Raw genomic sequence first — 20,141 nt, 5'->3', positions numbered from 1 at the left:
AGTGCCCTCCGCTTAAAAACAGGGATATTATTCAGATTTCCGTTTGGCCTCCACGGCAGCCAGCGCATCCTTGCGGGACAGGTTGATCCGGCCCTGGGAATCGATCTCAGTGACCTTGACCAGGATCTCGTCACCGACGGTGACTACATCCTCTACCTTCTCCACCCGTTTGGTATCCAGCTTGGAAATATGAACCAAGCCCTCCTTGCCAGGGGCGATCTCCACAAAGGCGCCAAAGGCCATCAGGCGGGTGACACGGCCCTTGTAGATGGCGCCCACCTCAGGGTCCATGGCGATGGTCTTGATGATCTGGATGGCCCGTTTTGCCCCTTCAATATCAACGGAGGAGACAAAGACGCTGCCGTCGTCCTCAATGTCGATCTTGACGCCGCACTCCGCGCTGATCTTCTGGATGACCTTGCCGCCGGAACCGATAACTTCACGGATCTTATCGGGATGGATCTTGATGGTCAGCATCTTGGGCGCGTATTTGGAAAGCTCCGCTCTGGGGGCGGGGATGGCTTTGAGCATGATGTCGTCCAGGATGTGGATCCGGGCGGCGCGGGTCTTTTCAAAGGCCTCTTTGATGATGTCATAGGTCAGGCCGTCGTTTTTGATATCCACCTGGATGGCGGTAATGCCTTTATGGGTGCCGCCCACTTTAAAGTCCATGTCGCCGAAGAAATCCTCCAGGCCCTGGATATCCACCATGGTCATCCAGCGGTCGCCCTCGGTGATCAAGCCGCAGGAGATACCGGCCACCGGGGCTTTCAGGGGAACGCCAGCGTCCATCAGAGACAGGGTGGAACCGCAGATAGAACCTTGGGAGGTGGAGCCGTTGGAGGACAGAACCTCAGAGACCACGCGCAGGGCGTAGGGGAACTCCTCCACCGAGGGGAGCACCGGCACCAGAGCCTTCTCCGCCAGGGCGCCGTGGCCAATTTCCCGGCGGCCAGGGCCTCTGGAAGGACGGGTCTCACCCACCGAGTAGGAGGGGAAGTTGTACTGGTGCATATACCGTTTGGTTTCCTCGTTGTCAATGCCATCCAGCAGCTGGCTGTCGCTGATGGGGCCCAGGGTGGTGATGGTCAGCACCTGGGTCTGGCCGCGGGTGAACATGCCGGAGCCGTGGACGCGGGGGATCAGTCCAACTTCAGCCGCCAAGGGGCGGATCTCATCCAGGCCGCGGCCGTCGACCCGCTTGCCCTCGTCCAGGAGCCAGCGGCGGACGACGAATTTCTGCAATTTGTAGATGCACTCGTCGATCTTGGCGATCTCCTCAGGGTAAACCTCGTCGAATTTCTCGTGGATCTCCGCCACAACGGGAGCTAGGCGCTCCTCGCGGATGTTTTTGTCGTCGGTGTCCAGGGCGGCCTTTACCTTGTCGATGGCGAAGTCCTTAATGGCCTCGAACATCTCGGCAGGCACTTCCTGGGAGACGAAGTTGATCTTGGGTTTGCCAATCTTAGACTGCACATCCTTCAGGAAAGCGCACATCTTCTGGATTTCCTTGTGGCCGGTGATGATGGCCTCCAACATGGTGTCCTCGGGGACCTCATTGGCGCCGCACTCGATCATGCAGACCTTCTCCGCGGTGCCGGCGACGGTCAGGTTGAGGGTGGATTTCTCCCGCTCCTCAGCGTTGGGGTTGAGGACGATCTTATCGTCCACCAGGCCCACGCTGACACCGGCCACCGGCCCGTTCCACGGGATGTCGGAGATGGACAGGGCGAAGGCGGTGCCCATCAGGCCAGCGATCTCAGGGGAGTAATCGGGGTCGACCGACAAAACGGTCATCACTACCGACACATCGTTGCGCAGGTCGTGGGGGAAGAAGGGGCGGATGGGGCGGTCCACCATCCGGGAGGTGAGGACGGCCTTCTCGCTGGGGCGGCCCTCCCGTTTCAAGAAGGAGCCGGGGATCTTGCCCACGGCGTACAGCTTCTCTTCAAAATCCACCGAGAGGGGGAAGAAATCGATGCCGTCCCGGGGTTTGGCCGCCATAGTGGCGTTGACCAGCACCGTGGTCTCACCGTAGCGGACCAAGCAGGAACCGCCGGCCAGGCAGCACATTTTGCCGGTTTCAAAGCTGATCTTTTTGCCGGCGAACTCAGTTTCAAATACGTGGTAGTTTTCAAACATGCGGGTGTTTCCTCCTTGTTGATTGGGCCGGCCCCACCCGGGATGCTTTTAGCAATTAACCCAGCGCTTGACTGTGCTTTCAAGCCCTCGATTCACTGCTAAAACCCCCGTATGGATTCCGGCGGATTCCAGTTGCTAAACGCAGTGAAAGGCAGGTGCCAAAACACCTGCCTTTTTGCGCAAAAACTTACTTACGAAGGCCCAGTTTAGCGACGATGGCACGGTACCGCTCAATGTCCTTCTTCTGGAGGTAGTTGAGCAGGTTTCTTCTGTGGCCGACCATCTTCAACAGGCCGCGGCGGGAATGATGGTCCTTTTTGTGGACCTTCACATGCTCGGTCAGGTCGTTGATTCTCTTGGTGAGCAGAGCGATCTGGACCTCAGGGGAACCGGTGTCATTCTCGCTGGTGCGGTTAGCTTCGATAATTGCGGTTTTGTCTTCTTTCAGCAGCATTGGTATCACCTCAAATTAAATTTACGACTCAAATCATAGCAACGGGACGGGTGATCCCCTCATCAAGAGGCATTTTCTCCACAAAGCCAAGAAATGGTCATATCAAGAAAAGATTATAGCATATTGAGAATGTGTTGTAAAGGCTTTTCCCCGCTCCCGCAGGAAAAAACAGCTACAGGGCCTCCCGGCAGATCTCCCCTGCCTGGCGGGCGTTTTCCCGGATGGTGTCAAACAGTTCTTCCAGAGAGGGGAACTTCTGCTCCCCCCGGATGAAGCGGTGGAACTCCACCGTCAGATTCTGGCCGTACAAGTCGCCGGAAAAGCCGTTGAGCAGCGTCTCACAGAGAACTTCCTCGCTGCCCACCGTAGGCTTGACCCCCACATTGGCAGCACCGGTGTATCGCCTGCCGTCGGGCAGGGTGACCACCACGGCGTACACCCCGAATTTTGGGATGGTCATCCCTATGGGGAACCGCTGGTTGGTGGTGGGGCAGCCCATGGCGCGGCCCAGCTGCCGGCCGTGGATCACTTCCCCTTCTATGGCGAAGGGGCGGCCCAACAGACGGTCCACCGCCTCCACCTCCCCTTCCCGCAGCGCCCGGCGGATGCGGGTGGAACTGATGGGCTCCCCTTTCTCCAGCACCGGGGGGACCAGCTGAACCTCTACGCCCAAGGGGGCGCAGATCTCCTGGAGATCCCGGGCAGAACCGGCGGCGTCCTTCCCAAAGTGGAAATCCTCCCCGCAGGCGATGAATTTGGCATTCATCTTCTCCACCAGGACCTGGGTGACAAAGTCCTGAGGACTCATCCCCCGGAAGCGGGAAAAATCCGGGGTGATGACCCACTCCACCCCCAACCGTTCCAGGGTTTTTTCCTTCTGGGCCTCGGTTTGCAGCAGGCTGAAATCCCGTTTGGATTCTGGCGCACCGCCCATGGTGGTGAAGGTGAAAACGCAGGGGATCAAACCCGCCCCCCTTTGGGCAACTGCTGCCCCAATCACCGCCTGGTGCCCTCGGTGGACCCCGTCAAACAGCCCCAAGGCGATGGCCGACGGCCCGGCGGGGAGGTTTTCCTCCAAAGATTCTGTTGTAATCAAAGGCTGTCCCTCCCTTAACTATGCCAGCGCAAATAAACTCTTGGTTTCCAAAAGGCCGGTCTCCCGGTTAACGGCGGAGACCCCCAAAAAGATGCCCCCTGGCCCGTAGACCGCGATGTCCCCCTCCACATGGGAACAACGGGTCTTTTTCGGGTCCAGCTTCACCCCGTTTTGGTACATCTTCGCCTGTTTTTCGCTCAAATCCACCCGGTATAAAGAGGCGAACGCCTTCTCCACCGGCAGCACCCGGCTGGCTAGCTCCCGGTCGGCCAGCAATTCTTCCGCCTGCTCCAAGGTGATGCAGTCCGCCTCGGTGAACCCGGCGGCCATGGTGCGCCGCAGCTTGGTCAGGGCGGCGCCGCAGCCCAGCTTCTCCCCCAAATCGTGGCAGAGGGTGCGGATGTAGGTCCCTTTGGCGCAGAGGACGTCGATGGCATACTCCCCCGTCTCCGGGCTCTCCTCCAACAGGTCGATGGAGAGGATGGAGACCTCCCGGGGCTCCCGCTCCACCTCGATGCCCTGGCGGGCTAGGTCGTAGAGCCGCTGTCCCCCCACCTGTACAGCGGAGTACATGGGCGGCAGCTGGAGGATGTCCCCCACAAAGCCCTGGAGGGCCTGCCGAACCTCTTGGGCAGAGGCGGTCACCGGCCGCGCCCTTACCACTTTTCCAGTGATATCCTGGGTGTCGGTGGTGATCCCCAGCCGGAAGGAGGCCCGGTAGCGCTTGTTCTGATCCGGCAGGATGGCGCAGGCCTTGGTGGCCCGCCCCAAAAACAGGGGCAGAACCCCAGTGGCCATAGGGTCAAGGGTGCCGGCGTGTCCAATTTTTTTAGTGCGGCAGATGCCCCGCATCCGGGCCACTACATCAAAGGAGGTGTAGTTTTCCGGCTTGTCTATGCAGATGATACCGCACAGGTTCATGGTGTCATTACAGGTCATGGGATAGGGCCTCCAGCACAGTTTGTTTTGCTTGTTCCAAAGGGCAGCGCAGGGTGCATCCCGCAGCGCGGGAATGGCCGCCGCCCCCCATCCTCCGGCAGACCTCGCTAGCATCGATGGGTTCGCCGGTCCGCAGGGAGAGCCGCCAGATGCCGTCCGGCTGTTCCCGGAATGCGGCGCCGGCCACAACCCCCTCCACCCGGCGGGGAATGGAGGAAACCCCTTCCAGGTCCTCCTCCAACGCGCCGGACTTTTGCAGCATCTCCTGGGTGACGGTGATAAAAGCACAGCGGCCGCCAAAGTGGTATTCCAGGGTTCCCTCCGCCAGCCGCTTCAATTCCATGCTGGCCTTGGTCTTTGTCTCAAACAGCCACTTGTTGATAGCCCCCACATCTGCCCCTAGCTCCATCAGCTGGGCCGCGATGCGATGGGTGCGGGCGGTGGTGTTGCTGTACCGGAAGCAGCCAGTGTCGGTGGCCATGCCGGTGTACAGACAGCCCGCAATAGCCGGAGTGATTGCCGCCCCCATCTCCCCCAGCAGCAGGAAGAGGATTTCACAGGCCGCCGCCGAATCCCCTTCCAGCAGCAGGCTTTTGGCATACCCGGTGTTGGAGGGGTGATGGTCGATGCACAGGTCCACCCGGTCGCCATAGGAGGAAAGGCCGCCCAAGAGGGCTGCGTCCGCCACATCCACCGCAACGACAAACTGCGGGGAAAAGTCCAGGGAGGGAACCCCCTGGGCCAAGTATTGATACCTGCGGGGAAGAGGGTCGCTGCACAGAACCCTGGCCCGTTTGCCTAGGCCCAGGAGGGCCAGGCAGAGGGCGTAGCCACAGCCCAGGGTGTCCCCATCGGGGCTGCGGTGACAGAGGATGGCAACGTCCTCGCTTGCGGCCAGAAGGGACGCCGCCTTTGCGTAGTCGGTCAGCATAGCGGCCTCCTTATTTCTTCTCGTCAGCCAAGCTGCCCAGAATCCGGGCGATGTCCGCACTGTGGGCGATGGAATCATCCGCCACGAACTGGAACGCCGGGCTGCGGCGCATCTCCAGCCGGTTATTGATCTCCCGGCGGATAAAGCCGGCCGCACTGTTGAGGCCCTTTACTGCGGTTTTGGCGTTCTCCATCCCTTCCATGGAGGAGATATACACCTTGCAGTAGGATAGATCGCTGGAAAGGTCGATCTTTACGATGCTTAAAAGGCCGGTAATCCGGGGGTCTTTCAGGGAGCGCATGATGTCGGTCAATTCCCGGTGGATGTCTTCCGACAGGCGGGAAACGCGAAACGAAGCCATGTTGTTGCCTCCTTTTGCCAGAAAGCACAACTTCCCACCGCGCAGGCGGCGGGAAGCGGGTGCAGTCGGGTTGTCCTATTTGCTCAGCTGCCGCCCCGCCCTCCCTACTGAAGAGGGGACAACAGCACGGTTGTATTGTTCCAAAGGGCTAGTCGCGGTATTCCTCCACAATGTATGCTTCGAACACGTCGCCTTCCTTGATGTCACTGTATTTCTCCAAGGTCATGCCGCACTCAAAGCCTCTTGCCACCTCTTTGGCATCGTCTTTGAAGCGTTTGAGGCTGGAGAGCTTGTCGTCGGCGATGATGATGCCGTCCCGCACCACCCGGATGTTGGCGGAGCGGGTGATTTTACCCTCCACCACATAACAGCCGGCCACAGTGCCCACATTGCTGATCTTGTACACCTGGCGCACTTCGGCGCGGCCCAGGTCCACGTCCCGGTATTTGGGGGCCAGCATGCCCTTGAGGGCGGACTGCACATCCTCGATGGCGTCGTAGATGATGCGGTACAGGCGGATCTCCACCCCATCCCGCTCGGCGTTGTCCCGGGCGACAGGGTCGGGCCGGACGTTGAAGCCGATGATGATGGCGCCGGATGCGGTGGCCAGCATCACGTCGGACTCGCTGACTGCGCCCACCGCGCCGTGGATGACCCGTACCCGGACCTCGTCGTTGGAGAGTTTTTCCAGGGATTGTTTCACTGCCTCCACCGAACCTTGGACGTCGGCCTTGACAATGATGGGCAGCTCCTTCATCTCCCCTTCGGAGATCTGGCTGAACAGGTTGTCGAGGGTGACCTTCTGGTAGGCCTTGAAGACCTCTTCCTTGGCCTCGGTGCGGCGCTTCTCCACCAGCTCCTTGGCCAGGCGCTCATCCTCAACGGCATTGAAGATATCGCCGGCAGAGGGGACTTCCGCCAAGCCGGTGATCTCCACAGGGGTGGAGGGTCCGGCGGACTGGACCCGCTGCCCCTTGTCGTTGAGCATCACCCGGACCTTGCCCAGGGAGGTGCCCGCAATGACGATGTCGCCGGTGTGCAGGGTGCCGTTCTGGACCAGGATGGTGGCCACAGGGCCGCGGCCTTTGTCCAGTTTGGCCTCGATGACTGCGCCCTTGGCCAGGCGGTCGGGGTTGGCCCGCAGCTCCTGGACTTCGGCCACCAGCTGAATATTCTCCAGCAGGTTGTTGACCCCTTCGCCGGTCTTGGCAGAAAGGGGAACGCAGATCACATCGCCGCCCCACTCCTCGGGCACCAGGCCGTACTCGGTCAGCTCCTGTTTCACCTTGTCAGGGTTGGCGGTGGGTTTATCGATTTTGTTGATGGCCACAATGATCGGCACCTCGGCCGCCTTGGCGTGGTTGATGGCCTCCACCGTCTGGGGCATGATGCCGTCGTCGGCGGCCACCACCAACACCGCGATGTCGGTGACCTGGGCGCCGCGGGCCCGCATGGAGGTAAAGGCCGCATGGCCGGGGGTATCCAAGAAGGTGATGGGCTCGCCGTTCACCTGAACCTGGTAAGCGCCGATGTGCTGGGTGATGCCGCCGGCCTCGCCGCTGGTGACGTTGGTGTTGCGGATGGCATCCAAAAGGGAGGTCTTGCCGTGGTCGACGTGGCCCATGACCACCACGATGGGGCAGCGGGGCTGGAGGTTCTCTTCCGAGTCTTCCTCTTCCACAAACAACCGGTCCTCAATGGTGACCACCACTTCCTTTTCCACCTTGGCGCCGATTTCCATGGCCACCAGGGCGGCGGTGTCGTAGTCGATCACCTGGGAGACCGAAGCCATGACGCCTACCCCCATCAGCCGTTTGACAATCTCAGCGGCGGTGACTTTCAGGCGCAGGGCCAGGTCGCCGACGGTGATCTCATCGGGGATGGTGATCTCCAGTTTCTGGCGGCGCTGCCGCTCCAGTTCCAGGCGGCGGAGTTTCTCCTCCTCCTTCTGTTTGCGGCTCAGCACCGGCTTGCCCCGCTGGGCAGAGCGCTGGTTGATCTTCTGTTTTTTGACGCCGGTATCCTTCTGGGCCACCAGGTTGGTGGGGGCAATCTGCTCATACCGCTCGTTGTATTTGTCCAAATNCGCCCAAGAGGGCTGCGTCCGCCACATCCACCGCAACGACAAACTGCGGGGAAAAGTCCAGGGAGGGAACCCCCTGGGCCAAGTATTGATACCTGCGGGGAAGAGGGTCGCTGCACAGAACCCTGGCCCGTTTGCCTAGGCCCAGGAGGGCCAGGCAGAGGGCGTAGCCACAGCCCAGGGTGTCCCCATCGGGGCTGCGGTGACAGAGGATGGCAACGTCCTCGCTTGCGGCCAGAAGGGACGCCGCCTTTGCGTAGTCGGTCAGCATAGCGGCCTCCTTATTTCTTCTCGTCAGCCAAGCTGCCCAGAATCCGGGCGATGTCCGCACTGTGGGCGATGGAATCATCCGCCACGAACTGGAACGCCGGGCTGCGGCGCATCTCCAGCCGGTTATTGATCTCCCGGCGGATAAAGCCGGCCGCACTGTTGAGGCCCTTTACTGCGGTTTTGGCGTTCTCCATCCCTTCCATGGAGGAGATATACACCTTGCAGTAGGATAGATCGCTGGAAAGGTCGATCTTTACGATGCTTAAAAGGCCGGTAATCCGGGGGTCTTTCAGGGAGCGCATGATGTCGGTCAATTCCCGGTGGATGTCTTCCGACAGGCGGGAAACGCGAAACGAAGCCATGTTGTTGCCTCCTTTTGCCAGAAAGCACAACTTCCCACCGCGCAGGCGGCGGGAAGCGGGTGCAGTCGGGTTGTCCTATTTGCTCAGCTGCCGCCCCGCCCTCCCTACTGAAGAGGGGACAACAGCACGGTTGTATTGTTCCAAAGGGCTAGTCGCGGTATTCCTCCACAATGTATGCTTCGAACACGTCGCCTTCCTTGATGTCACTGTATTTCTCCAAGGTCATGCCGCACTCAAAGCCTCTTGCCACCTCTTTGGCATCGTCTTTGAAGCGTTTGAGGCTGGAGAGCTTGTCGTCGGCGATGATGATGCCGTCCCGCACCACCCGGATGTTGGCGGAGCGGGTGATTTTACCCTCCACCACATAACAGCCGGCCACAGTGCCCACATTGCTGATCTTGTACACCTGGCGCACTTCGGCGCGGCCCAGGTCCACGTCCCGGTATTTGGGGGCCAGCATGCCCTTGAGGGCGGACTGCACATCCTCGATGGCGTCGTAGATGATGCGGTACAGGCGGATCTCCACCCCATCCCGCTCGGCGTTGTCCCGGGCGACAGGGTCGGGCCGGACGTTGAAGCCGATGATGATGGCGCCGGATGCGGTGGCCAGCATCACGTCGGACTCGCTGACTGCGCCCACCGCGCCGTGGATGACCCGTACCCGGACCTCGTCGTTGGAGAGTTTTTCCAGGGATTGTTTCACTGCCTCCACCGAACCTTGGACGTCGGCCTTGACAATGATGGGCAGCTCCTTCATCTCCCCTTCGGAGATCTGGCTGAACAGGTTGTCGAGGGTGACCTTCTGGTAGGCCTTGAAGACCTCTTCCTTGGCCTCGGTGCGGCGCTTCTCCACCAGCTCCTTGGCCAGGCGCTCATCCTCAACGGCATTGAAGATATCGCCGGCAGAGGGGACTTCCGCCAAGCCGGTGATCTCCACAGGGGTGGAGGGTCCGGCGGACTGGACCCGCTGCCCCTTGTCGTTGAGCATCACCCGGACCTTGCCCAGGGAGGTGCCCGCAATGACGATGTCGCCGGTGTGCAGGGTGCCGTTCTGGACCAGGATGGTGGCCACAGGGCCGCGGCCTTTGTCCAGTTTGGCCTCGATGACTGCGCCCTTGGCCAGGCGGTCGGGGTTGGCCCGCAGCTCCTGGACTTCGGCCACCAGCTGAATATTCTCCAGCAGGTTGTTGACCCCTTCGCCGGTCTTGGCAGAAAGGGGAACGCAGATCACATCGCCGCCCCACTCCTCGGGCACCAGGCCGTACTCGGTCAGCTCCTGTTTCACCTTGTCAGGGTTGGCGGTGGGTTTATCGATTTTGTTGATGGCCACAATGATCGGCACCTCGGCCGCCTTGGCGTGGTTGATGGCCTCCACCGTCTGGGGCATGATGCCGTCGTCGGCGGCCACCACCAACACCGCGATGTCGGTGACCTGGGCGCCGCGGGCCCGCATGGAGGTAAAGGCCGCATGGCCGGGGGTATCCAAGAAGGTGATGGGCTCGCCGTTCACCTGAACCTGGTAAGCGCCGATGTGCTGGGTGATGCCGCCGGCCTCGCCGCTGGTGACGTTGGTGTTGCGGATGGCATCCAAAAGGGAGGTCTTGCCGTGGTCGACGTGGCCCATGACCACCACGATGGGGCAGCGGGGCTGGAGGTTCTCTTCCGAGTCTTCCTCTTCCACAAACAACCGGTCCTCAATGGTGACCACCACTTCCTTTTCCACCTTGGCGCCGATTTCCATGGCCACCAGGGCGGCGGTGTCGTAGTCGATCACCTGGGAGACCGAAGCCATGACGCCTACCCCCATCAGCCGTTTGACAATCTCAGCGGCGGTGACTTTCAGGCGCAGGGCCAGGTCGCCGACGGTGATCTCATCGGGGATGGTGATCTCCAGTTTCTGGCGGCGCTGCCGCTCCAGTTCCAGGCGGCGGAGTTTCTCCTCCTCCTTCTGTTTGCGGCTCAGCACCGGCTTGCCCCGCTGGGCAGAGCGCTGGTTGATCTTCTGTTTTTTGACGCCGGTATCCTTCTGGGCCACCAGGTTGGTGGGGGCAATCTGCTCATACCGCTCGTTGTATTTGTCCAAATCCACATGGCTCGCCCGCATGTCGACATGGCGCACACCGGTGCCATCGTCAGTCCGTTTGGAGGGATCGGGAGCGGGGCGGGCAGGTGCCGCAGGACGGGGAGCTGGCCGGCCCTGCTGCTGGCGGGGCTGGCTCCCCCCCTGGGGACGGGGGCCACGGTCGCCCTGAGGGCGCTGTTGGCCGCCGCGGGGCTGCTGGGAATTCCCCTGGGGCCGCTGGCCTTGGGGACGCTGGCCCTGCTGGGCGGAGCGGCTTTCCCCGGCGGGCTTCTCCTCGCCCTTCGGGGCGGCAGCCTGCTGGGGCCGGGCTTTTTCACCTAGTTTAAAATAGGTTTCAAAGCTCCGTACTTCCTTTTGCTTGGTGTAGTGGTCAAACACGATGTCCAGCTCTTCCTCGGTCAGTGCGGTCATGTGTTTTTTGGGGCTGTCGGTATTTTGGGTCAAAAGATCTGCTACCTCTTTGCTGGGTACATTCAGGTCTTTTGCCACTTCATGTACGCGGTATTTATCCATCATAAGCACTCGTCCTCCTTGTCTTGGTGGTCAATCAATCCACACAGCTTGCCGGCCAAACCCTGGTCGCTTACCGCCAGTACGCCGGCCCGTTTGTTTACGAACTGCCAAATCTCATCCATGGTGCTGGGGATGGGGAGCACCCGCACCCCGCCCTTTTGAGCGGCAAGTTCCACCTCTTTTTGGGTCTTTGGGGAAAGATCGCTGGCGATGATTACCACCTTGGCCTCTCCTGACAGAATGGCCTCCCCCACGACGTCAAAGCCCAATAGCAGCTTGCCGGCCCGTTTGCACAGGCTGATGGTGGAAAGAATCCTGTTGTTATTCACCTTTTTGCATTTCCTCCTCCATGCGGTCGTATACCTCTTCGGGAATCTGGCAGGAGAAAGCGCGCTCCAGGCGGCGGGCCTTTCGCGCCTTTTTCAGACAGTCAACATTCCGGCAGACGTATGCGCCCCTGCCGGACTTTTTGCCCGTCAAGTCCAGGGAAATCTCCCCTTCGGGGCTTTTTACCACCCGCACCAGCTCTTTCTTGGGCTTTTGCTCGCCGCAGCCGGTGCACATTCTGACCGGGATCTTCCGATTTTGCACGTCAACCATCCTTTCCTACAGGGTTGTATGAAAACGCCCTTATAGGGCGGAATCAGCGGGTTTATTCCTCGCCGTAGAAGCCGCTTTCCGGCCGGATGTCGATCTTCCAGCCGGTGAGGCGGGCGGCCAGGCGGGCGTTCTGGCCCTTGTTGCCGATGGCCAGGGAGAGCTGGTTATCCGGCACAGTGACCTTGCAGCTCTTGGGGGACTCCTCCTCGATGTCCACACCCAGCACCTCGGCTGGGGAGAGGGCGGCGGAGATAAATTCCGCCGGGTCTTCGGAGTATTTGATCACGTCGATCTTCTCCCCACCCAATTCATCCACAATGCTGGAGACCCGGGCGCCTTTGGGGCCGATGCAGGCGCCGACCGCATCCACGTTGGGGTCTTTGGAGTAAACGGCGATCTTGGTGCGGCTCCCCGCCTCCCGGCTGATGGCCTTGATCTCCACGGTGCCGTCGTAGATCTCGGGCACCTGCATTTCAAACAGCCGTTTAACCAGCCCAGGATGGGTGCGGGAGATCATCATCCGGGGGCCTTTTTCCCCGTTGGAGACATCCACCACATATACTTTAATCCGGTCGCCGTCGTTGTATTCCTCCCCGGGGACCTGTTCCGCTTTGGGGAGGATGGCTTCGTTCTTGCCGATCTCCAGGGTGACGCTGCCTTTTTTGAGGTCGTGGCGCAGCACGGTGGCGGTGACGATGTCATACTGCCGGTTCTGGAACTCGGCCAACAGCTGGCCCCGCTCCGCCTCCCGAATGCCCTGGCGGATGACGTGTTTGGCGGCCTGGGCGGCAATGCGCCCGAATTCCTTGGTCTCCAAGGGGATTTCCACCACTTCGCCAACCATGGCGTGCTTGTTGTATTTGGCGGCGTCGGCCATCAGGATCTCGGTGGTGGGGTCTTCAATATCTTCCACCACCGTTTTGCGGACCGCCACATAGAAGCGCTGGTTCGCCGGGTCAATTTCCACCACATTGTCCTCGCTGCCGCCCATGTCCCGCTTGACTGCGATGGAGATCGCACCGGCAATCTTCTCGATCAAATACTCCATGGGGATGCCTTTTTCCTTCTCCAAAAGGGCGAGGGCCTCGAAAAATTCGCTGTTCATTACTCTTCTCCTCCGGTTGTAAAGTCGTCATACAATCTGACAAAAGCAGCTTCGCTTTTGTCAAAGGTCATTTCCACATCGTCTTCCAGGAGGACGGTGATCTTGCCATCCTCATAGGCGGTGAGTTCCCCCACAAAATCCCGGACGCCCTCTACAGGGCGGATTAACCGCACGCTGACTGGGGCGCCGATGTACTGGGCAAAATGCCAGTCTTTCACCAACGCCCGTTCGATGCCGGGGCTGGAGACCTCTAAGTAATAGCTCTGGCTGATGGGGTCGGCCTCGTCCAAGATGTCGCTCATCCGGCGGCTGAACGCCTCGCAGTCGTCGATGGTGACGCCCCCCTCTTTTTCGATAAAATACCGAAGGTACCAGGAGCTTCCTTCCTTTTCATACCGGACGTCCCACAGCATGAGGCCCATCTCCTCAATCACCGGCTCGGCCAGCTGGGTGGCGACGGCCACTGTGTTTGGTTTTTTACTGCCTGCCATTGTATCCTCCTCATGGCGTCCCCCAAGGGGACCCCCGCAATTTTGCCCTACATAAACGAAAGAGCGGGAATCGTTTCCCACTCTTTCGTCTTGCGTACTATATATATAATTTACCACAACTCCGCCCAACATTCAAGTCTTTCTTTCGGATTTTAGGCTTAAAAAGGCGCAAAATCCCGTATTTATTGGATAGAGAGGGGAATTATTCCTCCATCTGCTTGCCCAGAAAGGCCGCCGCCGCTGCAATCAGCTTGACCTCGGTGTCACCGGCAGGGCCTCCACCCTCCCCGGCCAGCAGCAGGATAGAGCCGCACACATCGCCCGCCGCCACGATGGGGGCTGCTACCATGGCGTACCGGTCCACCCCCTCCACCGGCTGGATCCGGCGGCCGTCATCGGTGAAGGCAAAGCTTCTGCGGTGTTCCATCACCTCTTCCAAGGCGGGGGAAACCCGGCGCTCCAGCAGCTCCTTTTTAGGGATGCCCGCAACGGCGATCACATGATCCCGGTCGCAGACCACCACTGGCAGGCCAGAGGTTTTATACAGCACATCGGCGTACTGGGCAGCAAAGATGCCCAATTCCCCGATGGGGGAGTATTTTTTAAAGATCACTTCTCCGTCGTTGTCGGTGTAAATTTCCAAGGGGTCGCCTTCCCGGATGCGCATGGTGCGCCGGATTTCTTTGGGGATGACCACACGGCCCAGATCGTCGATTCTTCTCACAATTCCCGTAGCTTTCATCTATGATATACCTCCTGTATTGACTAATCCATCGTTCGCGCCGAACTATTCCTATTATTTACAACGCCCAAAGGATTATGCCGCCAAAACCCGAAAAAAACGGAAATTCCGCCGGGCCCACACAAGGGAATTTTTGCCGGTTGATTGACATTTGTGCCCCGAATCTTTAATATAAAAACAGAAGAAAAATTTGTCAAAACCCGTCGCGCCCCTACCGTTTATCCCCTCAGCTTTGGTCGTGGGCGGGGGATTTCCAGCGAAACCCAGCGCATTCTGTGTCTTTAAGAGTAATACCATCTGAAAGGGGAATGACCATGTTCTGTTCCCGGTGCGGGCGCACGCTGCCGCCCAACGCCAAGACCTGTCCCTTCTGCGGCTCCCCGGTGGACGCTTCCCGCTATTGTCAGTTCTGCGATAAAACCACCCGTTATGACAGCAGCTCCGAGCCGGAGACCACCTGCCGCAGCTGCGGGGAGATATTGGGTGCCGGTTCGCTGGGCGGATACTGCCGCCACTGCCTCAAGGATCCCAAAACCTATCAAAAGGCCCAGGAGAGGATACAGCTGCAAAAAAGCGCTGCTTCCCAGGCCAGAAGCAGCGACCAAGGGCGGGTGAAGACCACCCTGGAGCAGTTTAGCCAAGCGGCGGAACAGGTCCGGCCTAAGACATTTCGAAGCCGCACCACCTCTTCCTCTCGGGATGCTCGCGCAAAAAAGGGTAGTCCCCGGGGCTGTTTGGTGACTATCGTTTTTCTGCTGATCTTCTTTCCCATGCTGATCAGCATCATCCAGCTGGCGTTTGAATTTGTGGAAGACAGTTTTGACTCCCCTCGTCCGGAACCCGCCGTCCCTGAGCCGTCCTACAGTGCCCCGGCCTATGAGGATGCCCGCCCGGCTGGTTCCCCGCTGGATGACCCCGACTATCGGAGACAGCAGGTCTATGATATTGTGGAGATGGACATCGCCTCCAACTTGGCTGTGTACGCCGACGCAGACGCCCAGTTCCTGTCCATCACCTTTGACGACGAGCTGTACTTTGAGGACTACGGGCAGTTGTGGTGCAGCGGGCTGGTGGATTACAGCCTGGATGGTTCCTCCCTCTCTTCGGACTTCACCGCCTGTATCATGGTTTCGGAATACAGCTATTATGTGGTCTATTTGAGGCTGGATGATATAGAAATTACCGATCAGCGGGAGCTGCTGGACAGTTTTGGCTGTCTCACCCCTGAAGGGGCTGAGGTTTTGGGCGACTATGGTTATGAAGCTGGGGATCCTATCTACGACCTGGATGATCCCATCTATATCGTTTATTGATTCCTTGCCTCTTAGGGTTTCCAAACAACAAGGCGGCCATCCGTGGATGGCCGCCTTGTTTAAAAAACTAATTAATATATCGCCCAACTCATCCAGCAGGAAACTAGCGGCGATCTATTCTGTATTGAAACGGTCTAGGAGTATCCCGTCTGACACGATCCTCTTTTGGAATTCGCCTACAATGAGCGCTCGGAGAACGCAAGACCGGAGCTTACCGAACAAATTGAAAATCCCGACAGCTATGATGTAATTTTCCTTAAGAATCAGTTTCTTGCTGATATGTTCCTAACAACCAGGTTTATCTTCTTTGATTTTGAACGACCGTTCCCTCTGTTTTTTGTGGAATATCTTGCCATTATAGGCCTATTTGTGTCCTTAGCACACTATGGAACCAGAGGATTCCAAAAGATGGCCGAATAGGGTTCTATTATAATCTGCAGGTTTCTCACCATCATTGCCAGCGGGAAAAATTGTCCAGATGGAGGGGCAAGCATCCCACAACTGCAGCACAATAAAACAAAAAGGGGTCATCCCAATTGGGATGGCCCCTTTTTCTACTATAGCATGTATGGATTGTGCATTTCCTCCGGCCGGAATGTCCTGCCGGTATGTTGTTATTCCCATGAAAGAGGGGAAAATAGCTTAGTCCAGGAAGTCTTTCAGCTTTTTGGAGCGGCTGGGGTGGCGCAGCTTCCGCAGGGCTTTGGCCTCGATCTGGCGGATGCGCTCCCGGGTGACGTTAAACTCCTTGCCCACCTCTTCCAAGGTGCGGCTTCTGCCGTCCTCCAAGCCGAAGCGCAGCCGCAGCACCTTCTCCTCTCTAGGAGTCAAGGTCTGAAGCACTTCGCCCAGCTGTTCCCGCAGCAGGGTGTGGGAAGCGGCCTCTGCCGGGGCGGGGGCATCGTCATCAGGGATGAAGTCGCCCAAATGACTGTCCTCTTCCTCGCCGATAGGGGTCTCCAGAGAGACCGGCTCCTGGGCGACCCGCATGATCTCCCGCACCTTATCCACCGGCATGTCCAGTTCGTCGGCGATCTCCTCGGCGGTGGGTTCGTGGCCGTTTTTGTGGAGCAGCTGGCTGGATACCTTTTTCACCTTATTGATGGTCTCCACCATGTGGACTGGAATGCGGATTGTCCGGGCCTGGTCGGCGATAGCGCGGGTGATGGCCTGGCGAATCCACCAGGTGGCATAGGTGGAGAACTTAAAGCCCTTGGTGTGGTCGAACTTTTCCACCGCTTTGATCAGGCCCAAGTTGCCCTCCTGGATCAAATCCAGGAACTGCATCCCCCGGCCCACATACCGCTTGGCGATGCTGACCACCAGCCGCAGGTTTGCCTCCGAGAGGCGTTTGCGGGCGTAAGGATCCCCCTGGGCCATACGGGTGGCCAGGTCGATCTCTTCTTCTGGGGTCAAGAGCGGCACCCGACCGATCTCTTTGAGGTAGACCTTGACTGGGTCGTCGATGCTGATACCCTCGGCGGAGAGAGAGACCTCCAGATCCTCGTTGTTCAGCATGGGTGTGGCGAACTCGGTGTCAATGGTCTGGGCGTAGTCCTCTACAATCTCAATATTCAAAGATTCCAGGGTGTCGTAGAGCTTATCCACCTGCTCCACGTCAAAATCCAGCTCCTCAAGAGCGTCGGTGATCTCCTTGGTGGTCAGCTTGCCTTTGGCCTTCCCCTGCTCCAGAAGATCGCGGATGACCTGCTTTTTGTCTTGTGTAGCCAAATTGATTCCCCCTATTTCTTGTTGGCCGCCAGGCTTTTGGCGTATTCCAGCCATTCCTCATTGGACATGCCTGCGACCTGATCCGGTGTTTTTACCGATTGGTATTCCAGTATAGTTTTCATGCAGTCCTCAGCTTCCTGCATCGTGTAGGCCACCCCTTCCGCCGATGCCAGCAGATAGGAGACCCGGGCCATCTGTTCCGGCTCCAACAAAGCGGAGAGGGACATCATCCCGATGTCCTGCCGGTTTTGCAGCCGCTGCCACAAAGCCTCAAACAGCTCCCGGTTTTTCTGGGTGACAAACTGCTCCGGCCGGATTTTGGCGGCGATGGCATCGTAGAAGTCCGGGTGCTTGAGCAGTGTGGTGATCAGCTTGTCCTCCGCCAAAGCGTAGCGGATGTTCCGGCTCCGCTCCAAATCCCGGGGCTGGCCGGCGGCTGATTCGCTGTAGGGGCGGATGTCCCGCCGGGCTTTTTTCTCTGCCGCCCCAGCCCGCCGCCGGCGCAGAGCTGCCACCTGGTCGGCCACCGCCTCCTTGGAGACCGAGAGCTCCTGGGCGGTGCGGATGATATAGACATCCCGCTCCACCGGGCTGTTTATGCCCGCCATCAGAGAGCAGAACTCCTTGAGGAAAGCCACTTTGCCGTCGGCGGTCTCCAGGTCAAACTTTTGCCGGAGCTTGGCAATTTCAAAATCCACCGCACCGGCACTCCCCTCCAGAAGGAGCTTAAACCGGGCGGGGCCGAATTTCTTGATGTATTCGTCGGGGTCCTTGGCGTCCGGGATGGAAAGCACCCGGATCTTTACCCCAGTCTCCTCAAACAGGCTGATAGCCCGCCGGGTAGCCTTCTGGCCGGCGCCGTCAGCGTCGTAGGCGATGATCACCTGGTTCACGTACTGGGAGATCAGCCGGGCCTGTTCCGCGGTCAGGCTGGTCCCCAGGGAGGCCACAGCGTTGTCAAACCCCGCTTGGTGGATGGAGATGACATCCATATACCCTTCGGCCAGAATCAAAGAGCCCTCTTTGGTGTTCTTGGCGATATTCATAGCAAAGAGGTTCCGGGTCTTTTTAAAGACCAACGTATCTGGGGAGTTGAGGTATTTGGGCCCGTCCCCCTCCAGCACACGGCCGCCAAAGCCGATGACGCTGCCCCGCAAATCGATAATAGGAAACATCACCCGGTCGCGGAACATATCGTAATAGCCCCCGTTTTTTCCCTTGCCCACCACCGCCGCGGCGGCCATTTCCTCAAAGGAATACCCCTTCCCCTTCAGGTGGTTTTTCAGGGAGTCAAAGGTGTTGGGGGCATATCCCAACCCAAATCGCTTGATGGTTTTATCCGAGAGGCCCCGGCCCCGCAGGTAAGCGATGGCCCGCCGGTCCGGCCCGTGGGCCAGCTGGTCGAAAAAGAAGCGGGCGCTCTCCCGGTTGATCTCCAATATCTTCGTCCGCAGAAGGGCGGTCCCATCGTCCCGCGCCTCCTCCGGCAGGGTCATCCCCGCCCGCTGGGCCAGGAAGCGCAGCGCCTCTACATACTCCAGGTTTTCAATCTTGCGGATGAAGGTGACCACGTCCCCCCCTGCCCCACAACCAAAGCAGTAAAAGGACTGGTTCTCTGGGTAGACGGTGAAAGAGGGCGTCTTCTCTGAATGGAAGGGGCAAAGCCCTTTCAAGTTCCGCCCGGTGCGTTTGAGGGGCACGTAAGAGGAGATGACCTGTTCGATGTCACTGCGGTATTTCAGTTCTTCAATAAAGCGTTCCGGAATCAAACCGCTCCCCCCTTTTTGGCGGTTAAATCCCCCACGCCCGGGGGATCATCAGCTCCTCATACACCGCGACGGCATAGCGGTCGGTCATGCCGGAGATGTAGTCGCAGACCGCCCGGTCCAGGTCTTCCTGCTGGGCGATTTTCTGGTATTCCTCCGGCATTTTTTCCGGTGAGGAGGCAAAATAGCGATAGAGATAGCGCAACAGGGTTTGGGCTTTCCCCTCTTCCCCTTTGGCGCTGGGGTTGGTGTAGACTGCGTCGAACAAAAAGCGGTTGAGCTTGTTGTAGGCATCCTGCATCTCTTGCCCCAGGCGGATGTTGTCACTGCTGTTTTCGATGATGGCGGTGATAAAGGTGGTAATCCGGTCAGATTTGGTCCTCCCCAACAGGTATTTCAAATCCCAGGGGATGTCGTCCTCCCGCAGGACACCGGCCCGCACCGCGTCCTCAATGTCATGGTTCATGTAGGCGATCTTGTCCGCATACCGGACAATCCGCCCCTCCAAGGTCTCAGCCTCCTTGCCGCTGGAATGGCAGGCGATGCCGTTTTTGACTTCCCAGGTCAGGTTGAGGCCCCGGCCGTCGTTCTCCAGCCGTTCCACCACCCGGACGCTCTGGGCGCTGTGGCGGTAGCCATGGGGGCAGATCTCATCCAGCACCTGTTCCCCGGCGTGGCCGAAAGGGGTGTGCCCCAGGTCGTGCCCCAGGGAGATGGCCTCGGTCAGATCCTCGTTGAGCCGCAGGGCCCGGGCGATGGTCCGGGCAATCTGGCTCACCTCCAAGGTATGGGTCAGGCGGGTGCGGTAATGGTCCCCCTCCGGGGAGAGAAACACCTGGGTCTTGTGCTTGAGACGCCGGAAGGATTTGCAGTGGATAATCCGGTCCCGGTCCCGCTGGAAATTGGTGCGGATGGGGCAAGGTTCGTCCGGCCGGACCCGGCCTTTGGTCTCAGAGGCCAGGGTGGCGAAGCTGGACAGGGTTTTCCGCTCCAGCTCCTCGGTCTGTTCCCGTATGGTCATAAAACGTCCCTCCTGTCAAAACCCAACGATGTAGGGGTAGAATCCTTAGATATATACTATATACCGTATCGATTTAAAAATTCCTGCCTGACGCCCAAAAATTCTTGAAAAACGGTGAATCAGCCTCAGTTCCCCACA

The 20,141-nt window shown here is 59.1% G+C and carries 18 protein-coding genes; 1 reads left to right on the top strand and 17 read right to left on the bottom strand.

The genetic code is table 11. The annotated features are described in order from the left end of the window. Positions 1-27: 27 nt before the first annotated feature. From BQ5353_RS09725 to BQ5353_RS09655, 14 genes are all read right to left on the bottom strand, one after another. A complete protein-coding gene (locus tag BQ5353_RS09725; RefSeq protein WP_071428041.1) occupies positions 28-2,142 on the bottom strand; it encodes a polyribonucleotide nucleotidyltransferase in 2,115 nt (704 codons plus the stop codon). 187 nt (positions 2,143-2,329) lie between these two features. Further along, positions 2,330-2,596 carry a 30S ribosomal protein S15 gene (rpsO, locus tag BQ5353_RS09720; protein ID WP_054331824.1) on the bottom strand — a complete coding sequence of 89 codons (267 nt, stop codon included), beginning with the start codon at positions 2,594-2,596 and terminating at the stop codon, positions 2,330-2,332. 172 nt (positions 2,597-2,768) lie between these two features. Continuing rightward, on the bottom strand, positions 2,769-3,692 hold the full coding sequence (gene ribF, locus BQ5353_RS09715; protein ID WP_071428040.1) for a riboflavin biosynthesis protein RibF: 924 nt from the start codon (positions 3,690-3,692) through the stop codon (positions 2,769-2,771). 18 nt (positions 3,693-3,710) lie between these two features. After that, positions 3,711-4,631 (bottom strand): tRNA pseudouridine(55) synthase TruB, encoded by a 921-nt coding sequence (truB, locus tag BQ5353_RS09710; RefSeq protein WP_233424511.1) that lies wholly within the window; start codon positions 4,629-4,631, stop codon positions 3,711-3,713. Beyond that, positions 4,621-5,562 carry a DHH family phosphoesterase gene (locus BQ5353_RS09705; protein WP_054331821.1) on the bottom strand — a complete coding sequence of 314 codons (942 nt, stop codon included), beginning with the start codon at positions 5,560-5,562 and terminating at the stop codon, positions 4,621-4,623. Before BQ5353_RS09705 ends, truB begins: the two co-directional genes overlap by 11 nt. Positions 5,563-5,572: 10 nt before the next feature. Then, positions 5,573-5,923 carry a 30S ribosome-binding factor RbfA gene (gene rbfA / locus BQ5353_RS09700; protein WP_054331820.1) on the bottom strand — a complete coding sequence of 117 codons (351 nt, stop codon included), beginning with the start codon at positions 5,921-5,923 and terminating at the stop codon, positions 5,573-5,575. Between the two features lie 148 nt (positions 5,924-6,071). Continuing rightward, entirely contained in the window at positions 6,072-8,006 is a 1,935-nt protein-coding gene (infB, locus tag BQ5353_RS09695; protein WP_407657167.1) for a translation initiation factor IF-2, read from the bottom strand. 281 nt (positions 8,007-8,287) lie between these two features. Further along, the gene (gene rbfA / locus BQ5353_RS09685; RefSeq protein WP_054331820.1) at positions 8,288-8,638 is read right to left on the bottom strand and encodes a 30S ribosome-binding factor RbfA; all 351 of its coding nucleotides are present in this window, start codon (positions 8,636-8,638) and stop codon (positions 8,288-8,290) included. A 148-nt stretch (positions 8,639-8,786) separates the two neighbouring features. Continuing rightward, positions 8,787-11,237 (bottom strand): translation initiation factor IF-2, encoded by a 2,451-nt coding sequence (infB, locus tag BQ5353_RS09680; RefSeq protein ID WP_074026327.1) that lies wholly within the window; start codon positions 11,235-11,237, stop codon positions 8,787-8,789. Beyond that, on the bottom strand, positions 11,234-11,563 hold the full coding sequence (locus tag BQ5353_RS09675) for a L7Ae/L30e/S12e/Gadd45 family ribosomal protein (RefSeq protein ID WP_054331816.1): 330 nt from the start codon (positions 11,561-11,563) through the stop codon (positions 11,234-11,236). The genes infB (BQ5353_RS09680) and BQ5353_RS09675 overlap by 4 nt, the downstream gene beginning before the upstream one ends. Continuing rightward, complete coding sequence (gene rnpM, locus BQ5353_RS09670) at positions 11,556-11,825, bottom strand: RNase P modulator RnpM (RefSeq protein ID WP_054331815.1); 270 nt, start codon at positions 11,823-11,825, stop codon at positions 11,556-11,558. Before rnpM ends, BQ5353_RS09675 begins: the two co-directional genes overlap by 8 nt. A 61-nt stretch (positions 11,826-11,886) precedes the next feature. Further along, complete coding sequence (nusA, locus tag BQ5353_RS09665; RefSeq protein ID WP_054331814.1) at positions 11,887-12,939, bottom strand: transcription termination factor NusA; 1,053 nt, start codon at positions 12,937-12,939, stop codon at positions 11,887-11,889. Continuing rightward, positions 12,939-13,430 (bottom strand): ribosome maturation factor RimP, encoded by a 492-nt coding sequence (locus BQ5353_RS09660; RefSeq protein ID WP_054331813.1) that lies wholly within the window; start codon positions 13,428-13,430, stop codon positions 12,939-12,941. Before BQ5353_RS09660 ends, nusA begins: the two co-directional genes overlap by 1 nt. 202 nt (positions 13,431-13,632) lie before the next feature. Next, positions 13,633-14,172: a stage V sporulation T C-terminal domain-containing protein gene (locus tag BQ5353_RS09655; protein WP_054331812.1), complete on the bottom strand. Its 540-nt coding sequence runs from the start codon at positions 14,170-14,172 to the stop codon at positions 13,633-13,635. Positions 14,173-14,486: 314 nt separating this feature from the next. Between BQ5353_RS09655 and BQ5353_RS09650 the strand changes: the two genes are divergently transcribed. Further along, positions 14,487-15,485, top strand: coding sequence for a zinc ribbon domain-containing protein (locus BQ5353_RS09650; protein ID WP_071428033.1), 999 nt, complete (start codon positions 14,487-14,489; stop codon positions 15,483-15,485). 642 nt (positions 15,486-16,127) lie between these two features. Here the strand turns inward: BQ5353_RS09650 and rpoD are convergent. Genes rpoD through BQ5353_RS09630 form a run of 3 tightly spaced genes read right to left on the bottom strand, consistent with a single transcriptional unit; the run spans position 16,128 to position 20,003 of the window. Further along, positions 16,128-17,216, bottom strand: coding sequence for an RNA polymerase sigma factor RpoD (rpoD, locus tag BQ5353_RS09640; RefSeq protein WP_071428031.1), 1,089 nt, complete (start codon positions 17,214-17,216; stop codon positions 16,128-16,130). A gap of 11 nt (positions 17,217-17,227) precedes the next feature. Then, the gene (gene dnaG, locus BQ5353_RS09635) at positions 17,228-18,985 is read right to left on the bottom strand and encodes a DNA primase (RefSeq protein ID WP_071428029.1); all 1,758 of its coding nucleotides are present in this window, start codon (positions 18,983-18,985) and stop codon (positions 17,228-17,230) included. Between the two features lie 22 nt (positions 18,986-19,007). Next, positions 19,008-20,003, bottom strand: coding sequence for a deoxyguanosinetriphosphate triphosphohydrolase (locus BQ5353_RS09630; RefSeq protein WP_054331805.1), 996 nt, complete (start codon positions 20,001-20,003; stop codon positions 19,008-19,010). Positions 20,004-20,141 lie beyond the last annotated feature (138 nt).

It is taken from the genome of Merdimmobilis hominis, assembly GCF_900104615.1.
GTDB lineage: Bacteria > Bacillota > Clostridia > Oscillospirales > Ruminococcaceae > Merdimmobilis > Merdimmobilis hominis.
Note: the sequence above shows the minus strand (reverse complement) of the source record. Positions and strands in the feature narration are given on the sequence as shown.